Consider the following 20,204-nt stretch of genomic DNA (forward strand, 5'->3'; position numbering starts at 1 on the left):
GCGCAGCCCTCGGCTCCCGCCCCGGTGCACCCCGCCCCGGAGGGATCGTTCTCGTCCCGCCGCGACCGCCGCGAAGCGGAGGGGCACCGGCTCCGCACCGCGCCCGCCCGCCGCGGCGCCTCCTTCTTCCGCCCGTCCCCGCGCACGCTGGCGCTCGCCGTCTCCGGCGGGCTCGTCGTCGTGGCCGTCGCGTCGAGCCTGAGCCTCACCGTCGGCACCGGCTCCTCGGCCGAGTCGGCCACCGCGACGCCGTCCGCTGCTCCGACCTCGACCAGCGTCGCCGTGCTCCCCGCGACCACCGCCTCCGCCCGGGTCGTCCTCAGCTCCGTCTCCACCACCTCCGGCACCGTCGCCGGCGGCACGAGCGTGACGCTCGAGGGATCGAACCTTGACTCGGTCGCCACCGTCCGCTTCGGCGAGGCCGAGGGCAGCGTCGCGGTCGACAACCCCGACCAGATCACGGTCACCGCCCCTCCGGCCGACGGAGAGGCAGCGGGCGAGGTCCCGGTCGCCTTCTTCGACGCCGACGGTCAGGCCATCACGTTCGACGCAGTCACCGACTCCGCCGCGGCGGTCACCGTCGACGGGACCCCGGCCGACGCGGTGCAGCCGGCCGTCGACACGTCGGGCGCCGCGGAGGGCACGACGGCCGAGGCCTCGACCGACCTCGCCGCCCCGACCGCGACCGCCACTCCCAGCCCCGCCGCGACCGGCGTGCTCGCCAGCACGAAGGTCGTCGCCTCGGCGATCACCTTCGCCTACACGCCCGACCCGGCGATCGAGGCCGCGAAGGCCCAGGCCGCGCTGGACGCGAGCCGCCTGGCCTCGCAGCTCGACTACCTCTCCACCTACTGGAACGACTACAACTCGGCACAGTACGGCGTGATCTCGGGCAACGACTGCGTCAATTTCACCTCGCAGTCGCTGATCGCCCGCGGCTGGGAGATGGACGGCGAGTGGAGCTACTCCTCCTCCGGCGGCTACAGCTCCGCCTGGGCGTCGTCGACAGCGTTCAACGCCTACCTCGCCGCGCACCCCGAGCGCGCGACCGCCATCCCCGACTCCGAGCGGAGCCGGGTGAAGCCGGGCGACATCGTCCAGTTCGACTGGGACGGCTCGGGCGACTGGGACCACACGGGCGTCGTGACCAGCGTCGACGGCGACAGGATCCTCTACTCCTCGCACACCGCCGACAACCACGACCAGAGCATCGACGCGGCCTCCGCCGGCCGGATCATGTTCTGGGGCGTCTGACGCTCGACGCACCCGCTCCACGCACGACGACGGGGCCGCCACCGCTGATGCGGTGACGGCCCCGTCGAGGTTCCGGTCAGATCACTTCTTGAAGACGTCCTTGACGTCCTCGCCGACCTTCTTGGTGTGGGCCTTGGTCTGGTCGGCCTGGCCCTCGGCCTCGAGGCGCTCGTTGTCCGTCAGCTTGCCGACGGCCTCCTTGGCCTTGCCGACCAGGTTCTCGGCTGCGTTGCGGATCTTGTCGTCTGCACCCATGAGGGGCTCCTTCTGTTCGGTGTGACCATCCGCCGGCGGGTGCCGGGGAAGCTGCGGGACCGGGGTCAGGCGACCCGGTCCTCCTTGGAGAAGCCGGCCCGGGCGCTCGAGGCGACCTCGAGCAGGACCGGCAGGCGGGCGCCGAGCAGGGCGTCGAGCGCGTCGACCTCCTGGTGCACGGCGTCGACCACGGTGCGGGGCGAGACGCCGCCGCGGGGGAGGACGCGCACCTTCAGCGCCGTCTCGGAGCCGTGGCGGTAGGCCGCGACCGTGACGTCGAGGAGCTCCGTCCGCCCGGCGAGAGCCGTCTCGAGGACGTCCTCCGCGAAGCCGGTCGCGATCTCGATCCCTCCGGCGGGCGTGCCCTCGGCCTCGTCGCGGAGGACGGTGCCGGTGCGGCCGTGACCGTGGTCGAAGGCCATCACCAGCGCGAGGACGATGCCGAGGAGGCAGATCCCGACGACGGCGTAGAGCGGCCACAGGACGGCGGCATCGCTCCAAGCGGTGCCCTCCTCGGGGGAGAGGCGCGAGACCAGGGCCGCGCCCTCGCCGTCGGCGAAGGAGAGGACGGAGTCGCGGACCGGCTGCGAGACGGCGATCAGGACGGCTCCGGCGCTGACCAGCGCGAGCACGAGGCCCACGACGAGCAGGACGAGCCGGTTGACGAAGCGGTTGCTCGTGGTCATCAGATCCTCCCGGAGGTCGAGACGCGGACGGTGGAGCGCGGGGCGGGCTTCGCGCCGATGCGGGCGAGCTCCTCGTCGACGGCGCTCTGCACGGCGTCGCGGTCGACCGCGATGCCGGAGGCGGGGGTCACCTCGACCAGTGCGGTGCGCCGGCCGAGCGAGGCGCGGGTGTCCTCGCGGCGGGAGTGGGCGGCCGTGCGGGCTGCCCGAGCCAGGGAGGAGGCGATCACGCCGTCGTCCACGACCACGGCGAGGCGGTCGTCGTCCACGGTGTGGCGGGCCCGGGCCCCGGGCGCCAGTGCGAGCACCAGCAGGACCAGGGCGAGGACGCCCGTGCCGACGGCCACGCCGATGAGGGCGGGGTTCGCCAGCGACGCGACTCCGACGATCGCGCCGAGCAGGGCGGACGGTGCGGCGAGCAGGGGCGTGGCGCCGAGGATCGCGAGCACCGCCTCCGTGCCGACGTAGGCCGCGACCAGGGCGATGAGCACCAGGACGACGATCTGCGCGGCGGAGCGGGACTTGTGGGTCTCGCGACGGAGGTAGCGGCTGTAGCGGGTGTCGGGCGCCGACGGTGCGGGGCTCATGCGACTCTCCTCGTGCTTCGGGTGCGGGTGCCCGTGACCCGGATGTCGATCCGGCTGACGGTGCGCCCGGTCAGCGCCTCCATGCGGGAGGCGATGCGGGTGCGGTCGCCGTGCAGGCGCTCGAGCAGGGAGCCGCCGGCCGGGGCGGTGCCCGGCTCGACGACGACCGGCGCGGTCACCGCGAGGGCGAGGCCGCCCCTGTCGTCGGAGAGGCGGACGCGGATCGCGGAGACCTCCACGCCCAGCTCCTCGTGGACGATCGCCACGGCGGCGCGCTCGATGGAGCGGACGGTGATGGTGACGGTGCCCGCCACCGGCGATGCGGGACGCGTGTCGAGAGCGGTCACAGTGGGCTCCTAGCGGGAGGTGGTGCGGCCGCGGAACACGTCCACGAGGCTGCGCACGTCGAGGGTGCCGTCGGCGATGCGGGCGATCACGACGCCGAGGGCCATGAAGAGGGCGGTGAGGACGAAGCCCCAGAAGCCGAACATCAGGGCCGCGAAGGCGAGGATCGCGCCGACCACGACACCGAGGACGGTGCTGCGGCCGCCGGGGGCGGTGGGCGCGGGGCGCTGGAAGTCGCTCATCGGACGCGGCTCTCGGTGGCCTCGTCGTCCTTGTCGTCGCCGGGGATGTGCACGTCGACGACGGCGACGTTGATCTCGGAGACGGCCATGCCGACGAGCTCGGTGATGGCCTCGGAGACGGCGGCGCGGACGGAGTCGGCGACCTTCTGCATCGGCACGGGGTACTCGACGACGATGGTCACGTCGGCCGCGACCTGGGTCTCGCCGACCTCGACGCTCACGCCCTGGGCGTGGTCGGCGCCGCCGACGGCCTGGCGGATCGCGCCGAAGGCGCGGGCGGCGTTGTTGCCGAGGGCGAAGACGCCGGGCACCTGGCGGGCCGCGATGCCGGCGACCTTGGCCACGACGCTGTCGTCGATGACCGTGGTGCCCTGGGCGGTGCCGGAGGTCCGGGAGCCGCCGAGGCTCGTGACCGTGTCGACGGAGGTCTTGTCGACGCGGGTGGTGGAGGGGGTGCGCGTGGTGTCGCTCATGAGGTCTCCTGGACGTCTCATCGGCTGCCGTTGCTGAGCAGACCGGGGTCGAAGGCCCGGCGGGAATCCGGTCGGGCTGTGCTTTCATGAGTGAGACGGAGCCCGGACGGCGTTCGTCACGGTGCTCGGTGGACTTTTTCCTGAGCGTCACCTGAGAGGCGGCCCGAGGCCGCGTGAGCGGAGAGGGAGGAGGCGCCGTGCCCGGACTGGAAGCGGCGAGCGACGCGCTGCTCGCCGAGCGCTCCGCCGAGGGCGACGTGCGCGCCTTCGAGGTGCTCGTCAAGCGGCACCAGTCGATCCTCCGCGCCTATGCCTGGCGCCTCACCGGCTCGCAGGCCGACGCCTCCGACGCCGTGCAGAACGCGCTGATCACGGTCTGGGCGCAGCTCCCGCAGCTCAAGGAGCCGGCGAGCGTGCGCAGCTGGATGATGCGGATCGTCAGCCGCTCCAGCGTCGACCTGCTGCGCCAGCGCCGCCCGACCGACGACGTCGACGCCGTGGAGCATCCCCCGGCCCGAGAGCCCGGCCCGTTCGAGGCCGCCGAGCAGAGCGACGCCATGCGGGCTGTCGCGCACGCCCTGTCCGAGCTGCCGGAGTCGCAGCGGCAGTGCTGGGTGCTGCGCGAGGTCGGCGGGGAGTCGTACAACGAGATCGCCGATCACCTCGGTCTCACGGTGACCGCCGTGCGGGGCAAGCTGGCCCGAGCGCGCGAGTCGCTGGTCGTGGCGATGGAGGACTGGCGATGAGGGAGCAGACGCGATGAACGCGGACCAGGGTCCCGGCGACGGGCCGGAGCGCGCGGGGGAGCACGACGTCGTGCTGCCGCCCGCGCTCGAGCAGGAGGCGGACGCGACGGAGCAGGAGGGCGACGGCATCGGCATCGACGAGCTGAGCGACTACCTCGACCGCGGGCGCACTCCGTACGACCCCGCCATCGAGGAGTCGCCGGAGCACCGGCGCACTCTGCGCGCCCTCGAGCGCGTGCGCGCCCTCTCCGGCGCGCTCATCGACGACGACGCCGCACGCCTGCCCGCGCCGGAGGAGAGCTGGTTCGGCTCGATCCTCACCCAGGTCCGCCGCGAGTCGCGGGCCGGACGCGACATCCCGCTGGCGAGCGTCCAGCCCGACGTGGCGCTCACGATCACCGAGGGAGCGGTCCGCGGACTCGTGCGCGAGGCGGGGGACAGCGTCGCCGGCGTGCTGGTCGGCCGCTGCCGCCTGGTCGGCGACATCGCCGAGCCGGGCGCGGAGGTCGTGGTGGAGCTGACGATCTCGGTCTTCTGGGGGGTGCCGATCGCCGAGGCGGCCCAGCAGGTGCGCGAGCGCGTGCACTCGCGGCTGCTGACCCAGACCGAGCTGCGGGTGTCGAGGATCGACGTCCGCGTGGAGGACGTCTACGTCCCCGGGACGGAGGAGTCGTGAGCGGCCTCGAGTCGGCGGCCCCGGTCGATCCGGTGTCCGCGCTCGCTGCGGAGCTGCGCGCCCTCGACGGCGTCGCGACCCTGATGCCGGCCAGACCCGAGGTGCGCGACGTGCTCGCGCACGCGGCGACGGCGCTGAGCGCGACCGGGATCGTGGTCGAGCCGCTGGGCACCGCGAGCGGCGGCACGTTCGCCGATCCGGTCCTGGTCCGCGTCGCGGGGGACGAGGTGTCCGTGGCCGTCGACCTCTGCGTGACCGCGGAGGCGTCCGCGCCGGACGTGGCGCGCGCGATCGGAGCCGCGGTTCGCGAGTGGTGCGTCCGGGTGCATCCGGAGCTGCGGCCGCGGGTGACCGTCCGGGTCGCCGCGATCGACTAGCCGGATCGGGGAGCGGGCGCGGCTGTCCGCAGGCCGCGACGCCTCGCCGCGAGGAGCGGAGCCGGGCCGAGCGCTCTCGTGCTTCTTCGGAGTGCACCGTGCCGACCGGAGCGACGGTGCTGCGGGCCGCCCGAGGTCGGTGTCCGCGCCGTCTCCCCCTGAGGAGCTTCCCGCTCAGGCGCGCCTCCCTGAGGAGCTTCCCGCTCAGGCGCGCCTCCCTGAGGAGCTTCCCCCTCAGGCGCGCTCGGCGAGGAACGCGTCCGTCTCGGCCGCCGTCGGCGCGGACACCGCCGCTCCGGCGCGGGTGACCGAGATCGCCGCGGCCGCGCTCGCCCAGCGGGTGAGGGCGACCAGCTGCTCCGGATCGTCGAGCCGTGCTCCCGTGGCGGCGAGCCGGGCCGAGAAGGCGCCGCAGAAGGTGTCGCCGGCGCCGGTGGTGTCCACGGCCTCCACCCGGAAGGCCGGGGTGCGCACCGGCTCGCGGTCGCGGACCGCCACGACGACGCCGTCGGAGCCGAGGGTGACCAGCACGAGCGGCACCAGCGCGGTGAGGGCGGCGGCGAGCGCGTCGTCGTCGGCGGCGGTGATGCCGCGATCGGCGGCGAGCTCGCGGGCCTCGTGCTCGTTGACGATCAGCACGTCGAGCACCGCCAGGAGCTCCTCCGGCAGCGGTCCGATCGGGGCGGCGTTCAGGATCGACACCGTGCCGCCGGCGCGCGCGGCGCGGGCCGCCTCCGTCACCGTCGCTGTCGGGACCTCGAGCTGGAGGAGCAGGGCGTCGGCCGCCGCCACCAGGGCCGACTCCTCGGCGGTCAACCCGACCAGGGCGGCGTTCGCTCCGGAGTCGACGACGATCGCGTTCTCCCCGCGCTCGTCCACGGTGATCTGCGCGGTGCCGGTGCGGACGTCGCCGCGGCGGGCGCGCAGCTCCAGCGGCTCCTCGCCGAGGACCGCGGCGAGCCGGTCTCCTGCCGAGTCGCGTCCGAGGCTCGTGACGAAGACGGTGCCGGGCTCGGTCCGTGCGGCCGCGACGGCCTGGTTGAGGCCCTTGCCGCCCGGGAAGGTGCTCGCGTCGAGGGCGAGCACCGTCTCTCCGGGAGCGGGGATGCGGGCGACCCGGTGGACGTGGTCGAGGTTGGCGCTTCCGAGCACGAGGAGGGGCATGCCCTCGACGTTAGAGCACGCGCAAGGGGGTCCGCCGCGGGCTCGGCCGCACCTACGGTGGAGGCATGGAAACTCGAATCCTCGGACGCACCGGCGCCCCCGTCTCCGTCGTCGGCCTCGGAACCTGGCAGCTCGGTGCCGACTGGGGGGACGTCGCCGAGACCGACGCCCTCGCCGTGCTCGACGCCGCAGTGGAGTCGGGGGTGACACTCTTCGACACCGCCGACGTCTACGGCGACGGCCGCAGCGAGCGGACGATCGGCGCCTACCGCGCGGCGCACCCCGACGCGCAGGTCTTCGTCGCCACCAAGATGGGCCGTCGCGCGGAGCAGATCCCCGCCAACTACGTGCTCGACAACTTCCGCGCCTGGACCGACCGCTCGCGCGCCAACCTCGGCGTCGACACTCTCGATCTGGTGCAGCTGCACTGCCCGCCCACCTCCGTCTACTCCGACGACGCCGTCTACGACGCCCTCGACACCCTCGTCGCCGAGGGCGCGATCGCCGCCTACGGCGTCTCGGTCGAGCGCACGGAGGAGGCGCTGACCGCGATCGCCCGCCCGAACGTCGCGAGCGTCCAGATCATCCTGAACGCGTTCCGCCTCAAGCCGCTCGACGAGGTGCTGCCCGCCGCCCGCGAGGCCGGCGTCGGCATCCTCGCGCGCGTCCCGCTCGCCTCGGGCCTGCTCAGCGGCCGCTACACGACCGAGACCGTGTTCGCGCCGGAGGACCACCGCAGCTACAACCGCGACGGCTCCGCCTTCGACGTCGGCGAGACCTTCTCGGGCGTCGACTTCGCGACCGGCGTGGAGGCCGCGCAGGAGTTCTCCCGCCTCGCCGACGACCACGGCCTCGCCCCCGCGGCGGCCGCGCTCGCCTGGATCATCCAGCAGGAGGGCGTCACCTCGGTGATCCCCGGCGCCCGCTCGCCCGAGCAGGCCCGCGCCAACGCGGCCGCCGCCTCCGCCGCGCCCCTCGGCCCCGCCTTCATGGAGGCCGTGAACGCCCTCTACGACACCCACTTCCGCCCCACCGTCCACCCGCGCTGGTAGCCGGCCCCCGCCTCACCGCCGCTGAGTCGCCCGAAGGCTCGTTCTCCTGGTCGGGAACGAGCCTTCTCGGGCGACTGAGCGAAGCGCCTAGGAGTTCAGCGCCGCGTCCACGATCGTGCGCGCCTCGGCCTGGACCTCGTGCAGGTGGTCGAGGCCGCGGAAGCTCTCGGCGTAGATCTTGTAGACGTCCTCGGTGCCGGAGGGGCGCGCGGCGAACCAGGCGTCCTCGGTGACGACCTTGACGCCTCCGACGGCCGCGCCGTTGCCGGGCGCCTTCGAGAGCTTCGCGGTGATCTCGGACCCGGCGAGGGTCGTCGCCGCGATCGCGTCGCCGTCCAGCTTGCCGAGGGCCGCCTTCTGCGCCTTCGTCGCCACCGCGTCCACGCGCTCGTAGACCGGGTCGCCGAAGCGCTCGGTCAGCTCGCGGTAGAGCGCCGACGGGCTCTTCCCGGTGACCGCCACGATCTCGGAGGCGAGCAGCGCGAGGAGGATGCCGTCCTTGTCGGTGGTCCAGACGGTGCCGTCGAAGCGGAGGAACGAGGCGCCCGCGGACTCCTCGCCCCCGAAGCCGACCGAGCCGTCGACCAGCCCGGGGACGAACCACTTGAAGCCCACCGGGACCTCCCAGAGGCGCCGGCCCAGCGACTCCGCGACCCGGTCGATGATCGAGGAGGAGACCAGCGTCTTGCCGATCGCCGCGTCCTCGCGCCAGCCGGTGCGGTGGCGGTAGAGGTAGTCGATCGCGACGGCCAGGTAGTGGTTGGGGTTCATCAGCCCGCCGTCGGGGGTGACGATGCCGTGCCGGTCCGCGTCGGCGTCGTTGCCGGTGAGGATGTCGAAGTCGCCGGCGCGCGCGACCACCGAGGCCATCGCGCTGGGGGAGGACGGGTCCATCCGGATCTTGCCGTCCCAGTCGAGGGTCATGAAGCCCCAGGCCGGGTCGACCTCCCCGTTCACCACGGTCAGGTCGAGGCCGTGCATCTCGGCGATCAGCTGCCAGTAGTGCACGGAGGCGCCGCCGAGGGGGTCGGCCCCGATCCGCACACCGGCCTTCCGGATCGCGTCGAGGTCGATGATGTTCGCCAGGTCCGCGACGTAGTGCGTGCGGTAGTCGTACGTCTCGACCGCGGAGGGCTCGGCCGAGGTCACGCCGCGGTTGCCGTCGGCGATGAGCTCGTTGGCCCGGTCGGCGATCCAGGTCGTCGCGTCGGAGTCGGCGGGGCCGCCGTGCGGCGGGTTGTACTTGAAGCCGCCGTCGCGGGGCGGGTTGTGCGAGGGGGTCACCACGATGCCGTCGGCCCGGTCGGTGTGCGCGGGGTCGTTGTTGTAGCGGAGGATCGCGTGGCTGAGCGCCGGCGTCGGCACGAAGTCGTCGAACTCGTCCACGAGCACGCGGACCTCGTTGCCCACCAGGACCTCGAGGGCGGTGGTGAGGGCCGGGCGGGAGAGCCCGTGCGTGTCGGCGCCGATGAACAGCGGGCCGGTGATGCCCTGCTCCGTCCGGTACTCGACGATCGCCTGGGTGACGGCGGCGATGTGGTCCTCGTTGAAGGCCGTGTCGAACGAGGATCCGCGGTGGCCCGAGGTGCCGAACACCACCTTCTGAGCCGGGTCGGAGACGTCCGGCTTCTTCTCGTAGTACGCCCTCACGAGGGCCTCGACGTCGATGAGATCGGAGGCCTGTGCCGGCTTCCCTGCGCGATCGGTCATGCGGTCCATAGTGGCAGTCCGGCCCCCTCCAGGGGTACCGCGGCTGGCTAGGCTTGCGCCATGCCCGACAGCGCCCCCGAGACCCGTGCCTACAGCTATCTCGGGCCCAGCGGCACGTTCACGGAGGCGGCCCTCGCGCAGGTCCCGGAGGCGCGCGGACAGCTGTGGCGCAGCGTCGCGAACGTGGGGGAGGCGCTGAGCGATCTGGTCACCGGCCGCAGTGACGGCGCGGTGATCGCGATCGAGAACTCGGTCGAGGGCGGAGTGACGGCCGCGCAGGACGCGCTGGCGCGGATCCCGGGGCTGCGCATCGTCGGCGAGTACCTGGTGCCGGTGTCGTTCATCCTGGTCGGCCGCCCGGGGACGAGCCTCGAGGAGGTGCGCACCGTCGCCGCGCACCCCGTCGCCTACGGGCAGTGCCGGGTGTGGCTCGACCGTGAGATCCCCAGCCACGAGCACCTGCCGGCCTCCAGCAATGTCCAGGCCACCGTCGACCTGCTGGGCGGATCTCCCGCGGACGCGGCCATCGCCCCTCCCGGGATCGTCGCCCACCACGACGTCGCGGTGCTGGCGGAGCGGATCGGCGACAACCCGAACGCCGTCACGCGCTTCGTGCACGTCTCGCGCTCGCACGCGCTGCCCGAGCCGACCGGCGCCGACAAGACCAGCGTGATCGCCGAGCTCCCGGCCGACCAGCCGGGCGCCCTGCTCGACATGCTCGAGCAGTTCGCGACCCGCGGGGTGAACCTGAGCATGATCCAGTCGCGGCCGATCGGCGACGCCCTCGGCCGATACCGGTTCGTCATCGACCTCGACGGGCACGTCCAGGACGAGCGGGTCGCCGACGCGCTGATGGGGCTGCGGCGCTTCAGCCCGAAGGTGATCTTCCTCGGCTCGTATCCGCGCGCTGACCGCCGCCCGGTCACCTCCGTGCGACGCTACGACGACGAGGTGTTCCTCGAGGCCCGCGACTGGCTGCGCGGGATCCTCTCCCACGAGCCGGAGGTCGACGATGACCGGGGACGACGATGACGGGTCGCGACGATGACTGACGACGACGAACGGGTCGACCCGCGCTACGACCCGGCCTTCCAGCGCGGGTTCTCGGGACCGGTGGAGCGTCTGAGAGGCGACGAGCGGGCGTTCGCGAGGCCCGGCTCGGGTGCCGCCCCCGCCACGTCCGGCGCCGCCGCTCGTCCCGCGCTCCCGGAGTCGCGCGTGGTCCGCCCCGGCTCCTCGTCCGTGCCGGGACCGCGCCGCATCATGGCCCTGCCCGACATCGCCGGAGCCGCCGAGGGCCGGCGGTCGCACCGCCTCGGCGCCGAGACCGCGCCCGCACCCCTGCCGGAGCCGGCCGCCGACCCCGCTCCCGCTGCTCCCGCCGAGCCCGTGCGCGAGGCGCCCCTGCTGCGGAACCCGTGGCTCCTCGTGCTCCTGCTCGCCGGCCTCGCGGGGACCCTGATCGGCCTCGCGCTCCTCTACACCGGCTACTCCTCGCCGCCTCCGCCCTACTACGGCGACTCCGACGTGCCCTCGCCCGCGTGGATCCAGCGGCAGCTCCTCTACTACTCCTGCATCCCCCTGCTGGGCTGCCTGCCGGCGTCGCTGCTGCTGGCGGTCGGAGTGGCGGCGCTGCGGTGGCGCGGCGTCGCCGTGCGGCCCCGCGCCGAGGAGCCGCGCGAGTCCGCGCAGCTCCTCGAGGCCGAGGCTCAGACTCCGGACGCGCCGAAGAGCAGGCCGAGGAGGTAGGTCACCAGGGCCGCGCCGTAGCCGATCCCGAGCTGGCGCAGCGCCCGGGCCAGCGGCGGGGCGCCCGAGAGCAGCCCGACGACCGCGCCGGTGGCGAGCAGGGCGATGCCCACGAGCACGCAGGCGACGACCACCGCGGCGAGCCCCGTCAGGCCGAGCAGGTAGGGCAGCACCGGGATGATCGCGCCCGAGGCGAAGAAGCAGAAGCTCGACAGCGCCGCGCCCATGCCCGTGCCGATCGACTCGTGCTCGTCGACGTCGGGGTCTCCTGCGGGACCGCCCAGCGTGATGGGGGAGGTGACGGCGCCGCCGCGCAGGCCCGTGAAGACGGAGGCGGCACGCGCGTCGGCCTGCTCCTGGGTCATCCCGCGAGCGCGGTAGACCAGGGCGAGCTCGTTCGCGTCGACGTCCAGATCGGGGACGATGCGGTTCGCGTCGAGGTCCGGGCTGGAGGCCGAGAGCAGCTCGCGCTGCGAGCGCACCGAGACGAACTCGCCCGCGCCCATCGAGAGGGCGCCGGCGAGCAGGCCCGCGATGCCCGTGAACAGGACGACGCCCGTCCCGACTCCGCTCGCCCCCACTCCGAGCACGAGGGCGAGGTTCGAGACCAGGCCGTCGTTCGCTCCGAAGACCGCCGCGCGGAACGTCCCGGAGAGGCGGTTCCGGCCGCGCTCGGCGAGCCCGCGGACGACCTCGCCGTGGATCCGCTCGTCGGCGGCCATGGCCTCGGTGGCATCGTCGTCGTCGGCGTAGGGGGAGCGGGCCTCGGCGCGCTGGATCAGGGCGAGGACGAACACGGAGCCGAAGCGGCGGGTGAGGAAGCCGAGGAAGCGCGTGCGGAGGTCCGGGCGGGGCGCGGGCTCCGCCGCGGAGCCGAGCAGCTCCCGCCAGTGCTCCTCGTGGCGGCCCTCGGCCACGGCGAGCGCGAGCAGGATCTCCCGCTCCTCGCCGGAGCGGCGGCCGGCCAGGTCGCGGTACACGGAGGCCTCGGCGAGCTCGTCGGCGAGGTAGCGGCGCCAGCGGCGCACCTGTGCGGGACTGGGGGTGGGGGCGGTGGTCGCCATGCGATCTCCTGGCTCAGGTCCGCCGACCCGCGCGAGAGGACCGGTCAGGACGTGCGTCGACTGACCGAAGGTCTCGTTCGCCCCGGCCGGAGCCGGGGTGGAGCGCCGGGCCCGGATCGTCCCGGACCAGCATGTCGACGCGCCTCGTCGTCCGCTCGGCGGACGGTGGGAACTACTCCCCTTCGCGGGGACCACCGTAGCCGAGATCGGAGGAGAACGCCCGGCCGATCCGCGGGCCGTCGGGCGGACGTCCGCCCGGCCCGGGCCGGAGCGTCGTCGCGGACGCTCGCCCCGGGTCAGAGCGAGGCGGTCGCCCGGGCGGCGCGGCGGGCCTGGCGCTCGTGCTCGGCGTCCAGGAGCGTGCGCGTGGCGGGGACCGCCAGGAACTCGACCAGGGTGTCCGTCTCCTCGACGATGCGCTCGGCGCGGTCGAGCGGGTCGGTGCGCAGGAGGCGGCGGGCGGCGGACGCGACGTGCGCCGGCTTCGCCGCCAGGGCGCGCACGCGCTCGTCGACGCGGCCGGCGAGGTCGGCGCGCGGCACGACCTCGGTCACGAGCTGCCACTCCAGCGCCTCGGCCGCGCGGACCGGGCGGCCCGACAGCACGAAGTCCAGGGCGCGGCGGCGGCCGACGACGCGGGGGAGCGCGGCGGTGACTCCGACGTCCGGGACGAGCCCGACGTCGCCGTACGCGCTGAGGAAGAGGGCGGCGGGAGTCGCGATCACGATGTCGGCGGCCAGAGCGAAGGCGATGCCGGCGCCGGCGACCATGCCGTCGATCGCGCAGACGACGACGGCGCGGCTGTCCTCGAGCAGGCGGATCACCTGGGCGGTCGTGGTCGCGACGTCGCGCAGGTAGTGGTCCGGGTTCTCGGACCCCATGATCGCCGAGATGTCGCCGCCCGTGCAGAACGCGCGGCCGGCCGCGGCGATCACGATGACGGAGCAGCCGGCGTCGGCGTCGAGGTCGGCGACGGTGCTCAGCAGCAGTCGCGCGGTGCCGAGGTCGATCGCGTTGAGGGCGTCGGGGCGGTTGAGGGTGATCCGGGCGACGGAGCCGTCGCGCTCGAGGACGACGCCGGGGGTCGCGTCGATGAGGGGGGTGGCGTGCATGGGAGAGCCTTCAGGGGAGCAGGGGTGTCGAACGCGGGGGGACGTTCTCAAGGGGATGACTCACATTCGCAGCCGTCCGCGCGATCGGATGCCTCCTCGCGGCCGATGCTCAGCCGGTCCCGGGGGTACGCGCGGGCGGCGGCCCGTCCCGGCCCTCCTCTACACTGCTGGGGTGATTGATCCCGTACTTCTGCGCGAGAACCCGGACGTCCTGAAGCGCTCGCAGGAGGCGCGCGGCGACTCCGTCGAGCTGGTCGACGAGGCGCTCGAGGCCGACCGCGTGCGCCGTGCGGCGATCACCGAGGCGGAGCGGCTCCGGGCCGAGCAGAACGCCTTCGGCAAGACCGTCGCCAAGGCTCCGAAGGACGAGAAGGCGGCCCTCGTCGCCGAGGCCCAGCGCCTCGCCGCCGCCGCCAAGCAGGCCCAGCAGGAGGCGTCCGAGGCCGACGAGGCCTTCACCGTGCTGGTGAAGCGCATCGCCAACCCGATCATCGAGGGCGTCCCCGCGGGCGGCGAGGAGTCGTTCGAGCTCGTCAGGACGGTCGGCGAGCGCCCCGTCTTCGACTTCGCCCCGCGCGACCACCTCGAGCTCGGCGAGCTGCTGGACGGCATCGACATGCAGCGCGGCGCGAAGGTCAGCGGCGCGCGCTTCTACTTCCTCAAGGGCCTGGTCGCCCGCCTCGAGATCGCGCTGATGAACCTGGGCCTCGAGAAGGCGCTCGCCGCCGGCTTCACCCCGCTGATCACGCCGACCCTCGTGCGCCCCGAGATCATGGACGGCACCGGCTTCCTCGGCGAGCACGACGACGAGGTGTACCGCCTCCGCGACGACGACCTCTACCTCACCGGCACCAGCGAGGTCGCCCTCGCCGGCTACCACGCCGACGAGATCCTCGACCTCTCCGGCGGCGCGAAGCGCTACGCGGGCTGGAGTACCTGCTACCGCCGCGAGGCGGGCTCGGGCGGACGGGACACCCGCGGCATCATCCGCGTGCACCAGTTCAGCAAGCTCGAGATGTTCGTCTACACCCTCCCCGAGGACGCGGAGGCGGAGCACGCGCGCCTGCTCTCGTACCAGGAGGACGTCCTGCAGAGCCTCGGCCTGCACTACCGCGTCATCGACACGGCGGCCGGCGACCTCGGCCAGAGCGCGGCGCGCAAGTTCGACGTGGAGGCGTGGGTCCCCACACAGGAGACCTACCGCGAGCTGACCTCGACCTCGAACTGCACCACGTTCCAGGCCCGCCGCCTCGACACCCGCTACCGTACCGAGTCGGGGAGGACGGCTCCGGTCGCCACCCTCAACGGCACGCTCGCGACCACCCGCTGGATCGTCGCCCTCCTCGAGACCCACCAGCGGGCGGACGGCTCGGTGCTCGTCCCCGAGGCGCTGCGGCCCCACCTCGGCGGCCTCGAGGTGCTCGAGCCCGTCGCATGAGCGCGGCCCGCGCCTCCGGCCGCCGCCTCGTCGCCCTCGACATCGACGGCACCGTCATGCACGAGGACGGGACCATCACCCGCGCGGTGACGGACGCGATCACCCGCGTGGCCGCCCAGGGCGACGAGGTGATGCTCGCCACCGGGCGCTCGCCCTCCTCCACCCTGCCGGTCGTCGAGCGCCTCGGGATCTCGCCCGAGTACGTGATCTGCTGCAACGGAGCGGTCACGCTCCGCCGCGACGCGTCCGGTGCCTACGTCCCCGAGACGGTCGAGACCTTCGACCCGACGGAGGTCCTCGAGACCATCCGCCGCTCCCTCCCCGACGCGCACTACGCCGTCGAGGACGCGGACGGCGCCTTCTTCTACACCGAGGCGTTCCCGGGCGGTGCCGTGATGGGTGCCGAGACGACCCACGTCCCCTTCGAGGAGCTGCTCGGCCGGCTGTGCACCCGCGTCGTCGTGATCTCGCCCGAGACCGGCATCGAGGAGTTCACCTCGCTGGTCGAGGAGATGGGCCTGCACCAGGTCAGCTACGCGATCGGCTGGACCGCCTGGCTCGACATCGCCCCGCACGGCGTCAACAAGTCCACCGCGCTCGAGGTCGTCCGCGAGGAGCTGGGCATCGAGCGGAGCGACGTGGTCGCGCTGGGCGACGGCCGCAACGACATCGAGATGCTCACCTGGGCCGCCGCCGAGGGCGCAGGGCTCGCGATGGGGCAGGCGCCCGACGAGGTGCGGGCCGTGGCCTCCGCCGTGGTCCCCTCGGTCCACCAGGACGGCGTGGCGGTCGCGCTCTCGGCGCTGCGCTGACGACGGTCCCGCGCGCTCGGCGGTTACTATCGGGTGTCGCTCCTGCGGGAGCGGCCGGGAGGGCTGTCCGAGCGGCCGATGGAGCCAGTCTTGAAAACTGGTGGGCGGAAACGTCTCGTGGGTTCGAATCCCACGCCCTCCGCCAGGAGAATGCCCTGGTTGGCGCACAGATCACTCGGCGAGCAGGGGCAGGAGCGGAAGCTCGTCCTCGTCGGTTCGTGCCATCCGCGTGCCATAGCGGCTGTCAGAACCAGCCGCGAGGACCGCGTCGATGCCCGCCGCGATGACCTGTCCGCGCTCGGCGCCGACGTGCTGGTAGAGCATCGCCGCCTTCGCCGTCCGGTGCCCCGCGCGGTCCATCAGCTCGCGCAGGGTCGCCCCTGCCTGAGCGGCCGCGGTCAGCCCGGCGTGCCTGATGTCGTGCGGGTGGAACTGCGTCAGGCCAATGGCCGTCGTCGCCTTCCGCCACTGCCACTGGATCTGACCCCGAGAGATCGGTCGGCCGTCCGGGCGAGCGAACAGTGGCGCCTTCCCGAAGGACACGGGGCGTGTGTCGAGGTGCTCGCGCATGATGTCGACGACGGTCCTCGGGAGCGTGACTGTCCTTGAGGCGCCGGTCTTCGTCGGGGTCGTGACCTCTTCGCCTCCGACCGTGATCGTCTGCCTCTCGACGACGAGAGTCCCGGTGTCGAGGTCGAGGTCCCGACGCTCCAAGGCGACCAGCTCGCCGATGCGGAGGTGCGCGCCGAACGCGAGGACGAGCAGCGGCCGGTAATCGGCAGGATGCTCGGAGACGATGCGGGCGAAAGTGGGCGCGTCGAGGTGCGGGCGCTCCGGGCTCTTCGCGACTCCTGCCCCGACGATGTGGGCTGGGTTCTCGGCGATCAGTCGATCGTTCACCGCGGTCGTCAGGATCGCCCTCAGGAGTGCGTACGCCTGCCGGAGCCGAGTCTCGCCCGTACCGCCGCGCTTCATCGCCGCAGACGCCAGCGTGCGCCGGGTGGTGGCGTACCAGGAGCGCACGGTCGGACCGGTGATCGCGCTGAGCGGCATCGCTTCGAGGTGGGCGAGCTGGCGGTCGAGGATGTCGAGGTACAGTTCGGCGGTGCGGGGCGCGAGCTTGCCGCGGGATCCGCCAGCAGCGATCCATGCGCGGGCGTAGTCGCCGAACGGCCGGGCGCCGGAGCGGTGGTCGATGTAGCTCCCGCGGAGGCGATCGGCCTGCACCGCGGCGAGGTGGTCGAGAGCCTCCCGCTTCGTCGAGAAGGTCGTCGGCGCGTTCATCGGCCGCCCGGCCTCGTCGGGGTAGCGGGCCTGCCAGCGGCCGCTCGGGAGCTTCCTTGTCGACCCGAAGCTCGCCCGGTTCGTCTTGCGGGTGCGTTCGCTCATCGGCCGTGCTCCTCTTCGGTGGCTTCGTAGGCGCGGAACTGGCCGAAGGGGTCCAGTGGATTCGATCTGTTGCGGTTCATCCAGAGCTGGTTGAGGTCCATGCCACCGTCCTCGTACTCCTCGTACTCCTCAAGGACCCGGCCTACGAACGCGCGGAGATGCTCGGAGACGGGAAGCCCAAGCTTTGTCGCACCCCGCCTCAGGTAGGCCTGCCGTAGCTCGCCGTTCGTCGCGCCCTCTACTCCCGGGGAGGTGTCAGCCAGGAAGGCCGCGGTGCCCATCACCGCACGCATTCGCGCCAGCTCGGCTCGCTCCAATGCTTCCTGCGCCTCTCGGAGTCGGGCCACCGCGTCTTCGCACGCCTTCTCCGCGCTCACTCCGAGGAGTAGTTCCCTGGCGAACAGGTTGTTGTTGCGGGCGGTGGGCGGCTCGACAAGTGAAGCGACGTCGATGCCGAAAGCGGCCGCGAGGCCCGCTGCATCGTCGACTGTCATTGACCGCTCGCCATCGAGAAGTCTCTTCAAGGGCGTGCGCTGCATCGGATACCCGGCCCGCTCCAGAGCGGCCAGCAGGCTCGCGATGTTCCAGTCCCGGTGGTCCATCTCGTCGTGAAGGCGCGCGACGATCGCCGCCTCTACGTCCCGACGTCGCGGAGTCACGATCTTCGGCATTGGGTCCTCCGTACAAGTTGTCCACGGACAGTGTCACACAAGTACAAGACATCACGCAGACTTCGTTGTAGTCACCTGAAAGGACGAAGACCATGACCGAGCAACTGACCTCCGCGGAGAAGCGCGCCCTCCTCGACGAGCCGACCATTTCTGTCGCCGACGCCGCCCGCGTCCTCGGGCGTGGACGTGGCCAGGCATACGACGACGTCGCCACGGGCCGCATCGAGTCGATCCGCCTCGGCAGATCGATCCTCGTGCCGACCGCGCCCCTCCGGCGGCTCCTCGGCATCGAGTCCTGATGACCGCGACCATCGAGACGGCGCTCGCCGGCGGGGGCCTCGTGGTCGTCAGCGAGGTCGTCTAATGGACGCCAGGCTTCCGGTGAGCTGGCACGGCTCTCTGATGATGGACGACCTGTCCGATGCCGCGTGGCGGGTGCTGACGTCCTGCTTGATGTGGAGCAATGCCTCCGCCACCGACGGCAGGATCCCCGCGCGCTACTTCGCCAGGATGCACCCCTCCGGAGACGCTCAGATCATCGCCGCCGCGACGCAGGAACTCGAAGCCGCGGGCATCGTCGAGTCGACTCACAACGGCATGCAACTCCTCGGGTGGGATGCGGTCGACCGGCTCAACCAGTCGACCGCGGAGCAAATGGCCGCTGCTCGTGCGAACGCAGCCGAGAGGGCCCGCCGCTACCGAGAGCAGCAGCGCACCCAGGTCAGGCGGACGCCGCGCCCGAGCGCAGCCACTCCCCGTGACGAGACGGGTGACGTCACGCGTGACAAGTCGGGTGACGTGACGCAGCGCGTAGGTAGAGGTAGAGGTAGAGGTGAAGGTCAAGATCCAGCTGTAGATGGTGGCGATTCTGAAACGAACACGACTTCCGGTCTGCCGGTTGCTGCCTCGATGCAGATGCCCGACTCCTGGGATGACGTGCCGCGGGAGTTGGTCGTCGAGGGCACTCGGCGTTCGTGGGCGCCGATCGAAGAGGTCAGCTGATGGCCGGTCTTACTGCGTGGCCGACGAGAGAGCCGGGAAGGCCGTATCGGTGGCTTCTCGATCTCGACTCGGATCGCGTCGCGCCGACGTGTGGTGAGCATCGGGTCTGGACGGATGGGCTCGGAGTGTGTCCGGCGTGCGTCGTCGCGTGGAGGCAGTCGCTCGGTGCTGATGATCCGTTTTCGTGGTCGGTGTGTTCGGTGTGCGGACTGCCTGTACACCCCGCGGCCGACAACGGGAGGGGGCTCTGCCCGACGTGCGAACCGGACTTCATCGCGTCCGCCGATCTGGTGCTGTCGTGACGGCGTCGCCGCGCTCCGGTATCCGCGCCGATGGTTCTGGGGACCGCGCTGGTGCGCACCGCGCCCCACTCGACAACGGGGCCGAGGTCGACAGTCTCCGCTCTGCCGTCGCCTGGCTCGATGCCAGCGCCCCGGCGGTCGCGCGGATCATCCGCGCCGCTCTGGTCGATGCGCGTCGGCAGGCCGCGGATGCGCGCTCAGAAGCGCGCGGTCTCCGTGAGCAGGTCCGGCGCTTCGACGAATCGCTCGTCGGCTAACCGGCTCTCAGAGCCCTCCCCGCGCTCCCGATTCAACTCCTCGACCTCCGCAGTCCGTTGCTCACATCGACGCCTGCGGGCTCCAGGGCCAGCCCGGCCCGCCACTCAACCGAAGGATCTCACGATGACTGAAGCAACTCCCCTCGAACAGGCGCAGGCCAACCTCGATGCGTTGAAGCAGCGCATCCGCGACGGCGAGGGGTCGCCCCTCGAACTCGGCGCCGCCCAGGCTCGCGTCGAGGTCACTCGCCTCCGTGACGAGGGCACCCGCGCTCGCCAGCGCGCCGACCTCGCTCGCACCCGGGCGAACCAGGTTCGGAACGCGAAGCTCGCCGCGCTCGGCCAGCTGCACAACCGCCAGAACCTGCCCAAGGCGTACGACCGTGCTGTCGAGGCGTTCGAGGACCTCGTCCGCGCCGTCGAGAAGCACAACGCCTGGATCGATGACACCGCGAAGGCTCTCGAAGCCGGAGGCGTCCCCGCACTCGGGTGGGACCGCAAGCGGCCGGAGGGCTTCGACCCCGCTACCCACGCGACCATCGTGGAGGGCGGCATCGTGTCGTCCGTGACCGTCGCCGGAGAGTCCAGCCGCCGGGAGATCCCGGGCCTGTGGGCTCGCGCCGCATTCAAGGCGGTTGCGATGCGTCGGAGGCTCACCGACGGTCACGGCGCACTCCTGGAGCGCGTGCTCGGGAAGGACGTTCCCGACGCTCTCCGCGACCGCTAGCAGCACCACGACGAAGGCCCCGCCCTCACACAGAGCCGGGGCCTTCGGGCGTCCCGCGCAGGACACCCATGGGCCAGGACATGTCTCGCGCGCGGGTGCGCGCGAGACGATTCA

At 72.7% G+C, this 20,204-nt stretch carries 24 protein-coding genes and 1 tRNA gene; 13 read left to right on the forward strand and 12 right to left on the reverse strand.

The features are described 5' to 3' along the window. The coding region (locus C5C49_RS15200) for an amidase domain-containing protein (RefSeq protein WP_104346481.1) at positions 1-1,254 on the forward strand (1,254 nt) is incomplete at its 5' end. A gap of 81 nt (positions 1,255-1,335) precedes the next feature. Here C5C49_RS15200 and C5C49_RS15205 read toward each other — a convergent pair. The 6 genes from C5C49_RS15205 to C5C49_RS15230 form a co-directional block, all read right to left on the reverse strand. Next, complete coding sequence (locus C5C49_RS15205) at positions 1,336-1,509, reverse strand: CsbD family protein (RefSeq protein WP_104226788.1); 174 nt, start codon at positions 1,507-1,509, stop codon at positions 1,336-1,338. Between the two features lie 65 nt (positions 1,510-1,574). Further along, the gene (locus C5C49_RS15210) at positions 1,575-2,195 is read right to left on the reverse strand and encodes a hypothetical protein (RefSeq protein WP_104346482.1); all 621 of its coding nucleotides are present in this window, start codon (positions 2,193-2,195) and stop codon (positions 1,575-1,577) included. After that, entirely contained in the window at positions 2,195-2,782 is a 588-nt protein-coding gene (locus C5C49_RS15215) for a DUF6286 domain-containing protein (RefSeq protein ID WP_104274367.1), read from the reverse strand. Before C5C49_RS15215 ends, C5C49_RS15210 begins: the two co-directional genes overlap by 1 nt. Then, positions 2,779-3,129, reverse strand: coding sequence for a hypothetical protein (locus tag C5C49_RS15220; protein WP_104224953.1), 351 nt, complete (start codon positions 3,127-3,129; stop codon positions 2,779-2,781). The genes C5C49_RS15215 and C5C49_RS15220 overlap by 4 nt, the downstream gene beginning before the upstream one ends. Positions 3,130-3,138: 9 nt before the next feature. Beyond that, a complete protein-coding gene (locus tag C5C49_RS15225; RefSeq protein WP_104224954.1) occupies positions 3,139-3,369 on the reverse strand; it encodes a DUF2273 domain-containing protein in 231 nt (76 codons plus the stop codon). Further along, the gene (locus C5C49_RS15230; protein ID WP_104226785.1) at positions 3,366-3,842 is read right to left on the reverse strand and encodes an Asp23/Gls24 family envelope stress response protein; all 477 of its coding nucleotides are present in this window, start codon (positions 3,840-3,842) and stop codon (positions 3,366-3,368) included. The genes C5C49_RS15225 and C5C49_RS15230 overlap by 4 nt, the downstream gene beginning before the upstream one ends. A gap of 197 nt (positions 3,843-4,039) precedes the next feature. Between C5C49_RS15230 and C5C49_RS15235 the strand changes: the two genes are divergently transcribed. Genes C5C49_RS15235 through C5C49_RS15245 form a run of 3 tightly spaced genes read left to right on the forward strand, consistent with a single transcriptional unit; the run spans position 4,040 to position 5,641 of the window. Beyond that, positions 4,040-4,588, forward strand: coding sequence for an RNA polymerase sigma factor (locus C5C49_RS15235; RefSeq protein ID WP_104346483.1), 549 nt, complete (start codon positions 4,040-4,042; stop codon positions 4,586-4,588). Positions 4,589-4,601: 13 nt separating this feature from the next. Beyond that, positions 4,602-5,264 (forward strand): Asp23/Gls24 family envelope stress response protein, encoded by a 663-nt coding sequence (locus tag C5C49_RS15240; protein ID WP_104233947.1) that lies wholly within the window; start codon positions 4,602-4,604, stop codon positions 5,262-5,264. Next, positions 5,261-5,641 carry a hypothetical protein gene (locus C5C49_RS15245; RefSeq protein ID WP_104233946.1) on the forward strand — a complete coding sequence of 127 codons (381 nt, stop codon included), beginning with the start codon at positions 5,261-5,263 and terminating at the stop codon, positions 5,639-5,641. Before C5C49_RS15240 ends, C5C49_RS15245 begins: the two co-directional genes overlap by 4 nt. Before the next feature lie 234 nt (positions 5,642-5,875). Here the strand turns inward: C5C49_RS15245 and C5C49_RS15250 are convergent, their stop codons facing one another. Further along, positions 5,876-6,805, reverse strand: coding sequence for a ribokinase (locus tag C5C49_RS15250; protein WP_104346484.1), 930 nt, complete (start codon positions 6,803-6,805; stop codon positions 5,876-5,878). Positions 6,806-6,870: 65 nt separating this feature from the next. Here C5C49_RS15250 and C5C49_RS15255 point away from each other — a divergent pair, with 65 nt between their 5' ends. Further along, positions 6,871-7,857 carry an aldo/keto reductase gene (locus tag C5C49_RS15255; protein WP_104226781.1) on the forward strand — a complete coding sequence of 329 codons (987 nt, stop codon included), beginning with the start codon at positions 6,871-6,873 and terminating at the stop codon, positions 7,855-7,857. A gap of 87 nt (positions 7,858-7,944) precedes the next feature. On the opposite strand, the gene pgm is transcribed toward C5C49_RS15255, so the two are convergent. Then, complete coding sequence (gene pgm, locus C5C49_RS15260; protein WP_104224971.1) at positions 7,945-9,567, reverse strand: phosphoglucomutase (alpha-D-glucose-1,6-bisphosphate-dependent); 1,623 nt, start codon at positions 9,565-9,567, stop codon at positions 7,945-7,947. A 60-nt stretch (positions 9,568-9,627) separates the two neighbouring features. Here pgm and pheA point away from each other — a divergent pair, with 60 nt between their 5' ends. Both pheA and C5C49_RS15270 read left to right on the forward strand, forming a co-directional pair. Next, on the forward strand, positions 9,628-10,599 hold the full coding sequence (gene pheA / locus C5C49_RS15265; RefSeq protein ID WP_104247578.1) for a prephenate dehydratase: 972 nt from the start codon (positions 9,628-9,630) through the stop codon (positions 10,597-10,599). A 12-nt stretch (positions 10,600-10,611) separates the two neighbouring features. After that, positions 10,612-11,316, forward strand: a complete 705-nt coding sequence (locus tag C5C49_RS15270) for a hypothetical protein (protein WP_104346485.1) — start codon at positions 10,612-10,614, stop codon at positions 11,314-11,316. Here the strand turns inward: C5C49_RS15270 and C5C49_RS15275 are convergent. Beyond that, complete coding sequence (locus C5C49_RS15275; protein ID WP_104224963.1) at positions 11,277-12,380, reverse strand: VIT1/CCC1 family protein; 1,104 nt, start codon at positions 12,378-12,380, stop codon at positions 11,277-11,279. The genes C5C49_RS15270 and C5C49_RS15275 overlap by 40 nt on opposite strands. Positions 12,381-12,676: 296 nt before the next feature. Beyond that, complete coding sequence (locus C5C49_RS15280) at positions 12,677-13,492, reverse strand: enoyl-CoA hydratase/isomerase family protein (protein ID WP_104255682.1); 816 nt, start codon at positions 13,490-13,492, stop codon at positions 12,677-12,679. Positions 13,493-13,664: 172 nt separating this feature from the next. Between C5C49_RS15280 and serS the strand changes: the two genes are divergently transcribed. The 3 genes from serS to C5C49_RS15295 all read left to right on the forward strand — a co-directional run bounded on the left by serS (position 13,665) and on the right by C5C49_RS15295 (position 15,887). Next, positions 13,665-14,930 (forward strand): serine--tRNA ligase, encoded by a 1,266-nt coding sequence (gene serS, locus C5C49_RS15285; RefSeq protein ID WP_104283213.1) that lies wholly within the window; start codon positions 13,665-13,667, stop codon positions 14,928-14,930. Next, positions 14,927-15,742, forward strand: a complete 816-nt coding sequence (locus C5C49_RS15290) for an HAD family hydrolase (RefSeq protein WP_104346486.1) — start codon at positions 14,927-14,929, stop codon at positions 15,740-15,742. Before serS ends, C5C49_RS15290 begins: the two co-directional genes overlap by 4 nt. A 57-nt stretch (positions 15,743-15,799) precedes the next feature. Continuing rightward, positions 15,800-15,887: transfer RNA gene (locus tag C5C49_RS15295), tRNA-Ser, on the forward strand. Positions 15,888-15,913: 26 nt separating this feature from the next. On the opposite strand, the gene xerC is transcribed toward C5C49_RS15295, so the two are convergent. Continuing rightward, the gene (gene xerC / locus C5C49_RS15300) at positions 15,914-17,131 is read right to left on the reverse strand and encodes a tyrosine recombinase XerC (RefSeq protein ID WP_104346487.1); all 1,218 of its coding nucleotides are present in this window, start codon (positions 17,129-17,131) and stop codon (positions 15,914-15,916) included. Next, positions 17,128-17,802, reverse strand: a complete 675-nt coding sequence (locus C5C49_RS15305; protein ID WP_104346488.1) for a hypothetical protein — start codon at positions 17,800-17,802, stop codon at positions 17,128-17,130. Before C5C49_RS15305 ends, xerC begins: the two co-directional genes overlap by 4 nt. Before the next feature lie 92 nt (positions 17,803-17,894). Here C5C49_RS15305 and C5C49_RS15310 point away from each other — a divergent pair, with 92 nt between their 5' ends. The 3 genes from C5C49_RS15310 to C5C49_RS15325 all read left to right on the forward strand — a co-directional run bounded on the left by C5C49_RS15310 (position 17,895) and on the right by C5C49_RS15325 (position 20,090). Further along, positions 17,895-18,101: a DNA-binding protein gene (locus C5C49_RS15310; protein WP_104346489.1), complete on the forward strand. Its 207-nt coding sequence runs from the start codon at positions 17,895-17,897 to the stop codon at positions 18,099-18,101. Positions 18,102-18,204: 103 nt separating this feature from the next. Beyond that, positions 18,205-18,804 (forward strand): hypothetical protein, encoded by a 600-nt coding sequence (locus C5C49_RS15315; RefSeq protein ID WP_146084899.1) that lies wholly within the window; start codon positions 18,205-18,207, stop codon positions 18,802-18,804. A gap of 683 nt (positions 18,805-19,487) precedes the next feature. Beyond that, positions 19,488-20,090 (forward strand): hypothetical protein, encoded by a 603-nt coding sequence (locus C5C49_RS15325; protein WP_146084900.1) that lies wholly within the window; start codon positions 19,488-19,490, stop codon positions 20,088-20,090. Positions 20,091-20,204: the final 114 nt, after the last annotated feature.

It is taken from the genome of Rathayibacter sp. AY1E2 (assembly GCF_002932325.1).
Taxonomy (GTDB): domain Bacteria; phylum Actinomycetota; class Actinomycetes; order Actinomycetales; family Microbacteriaceae; genus Rathayibacter.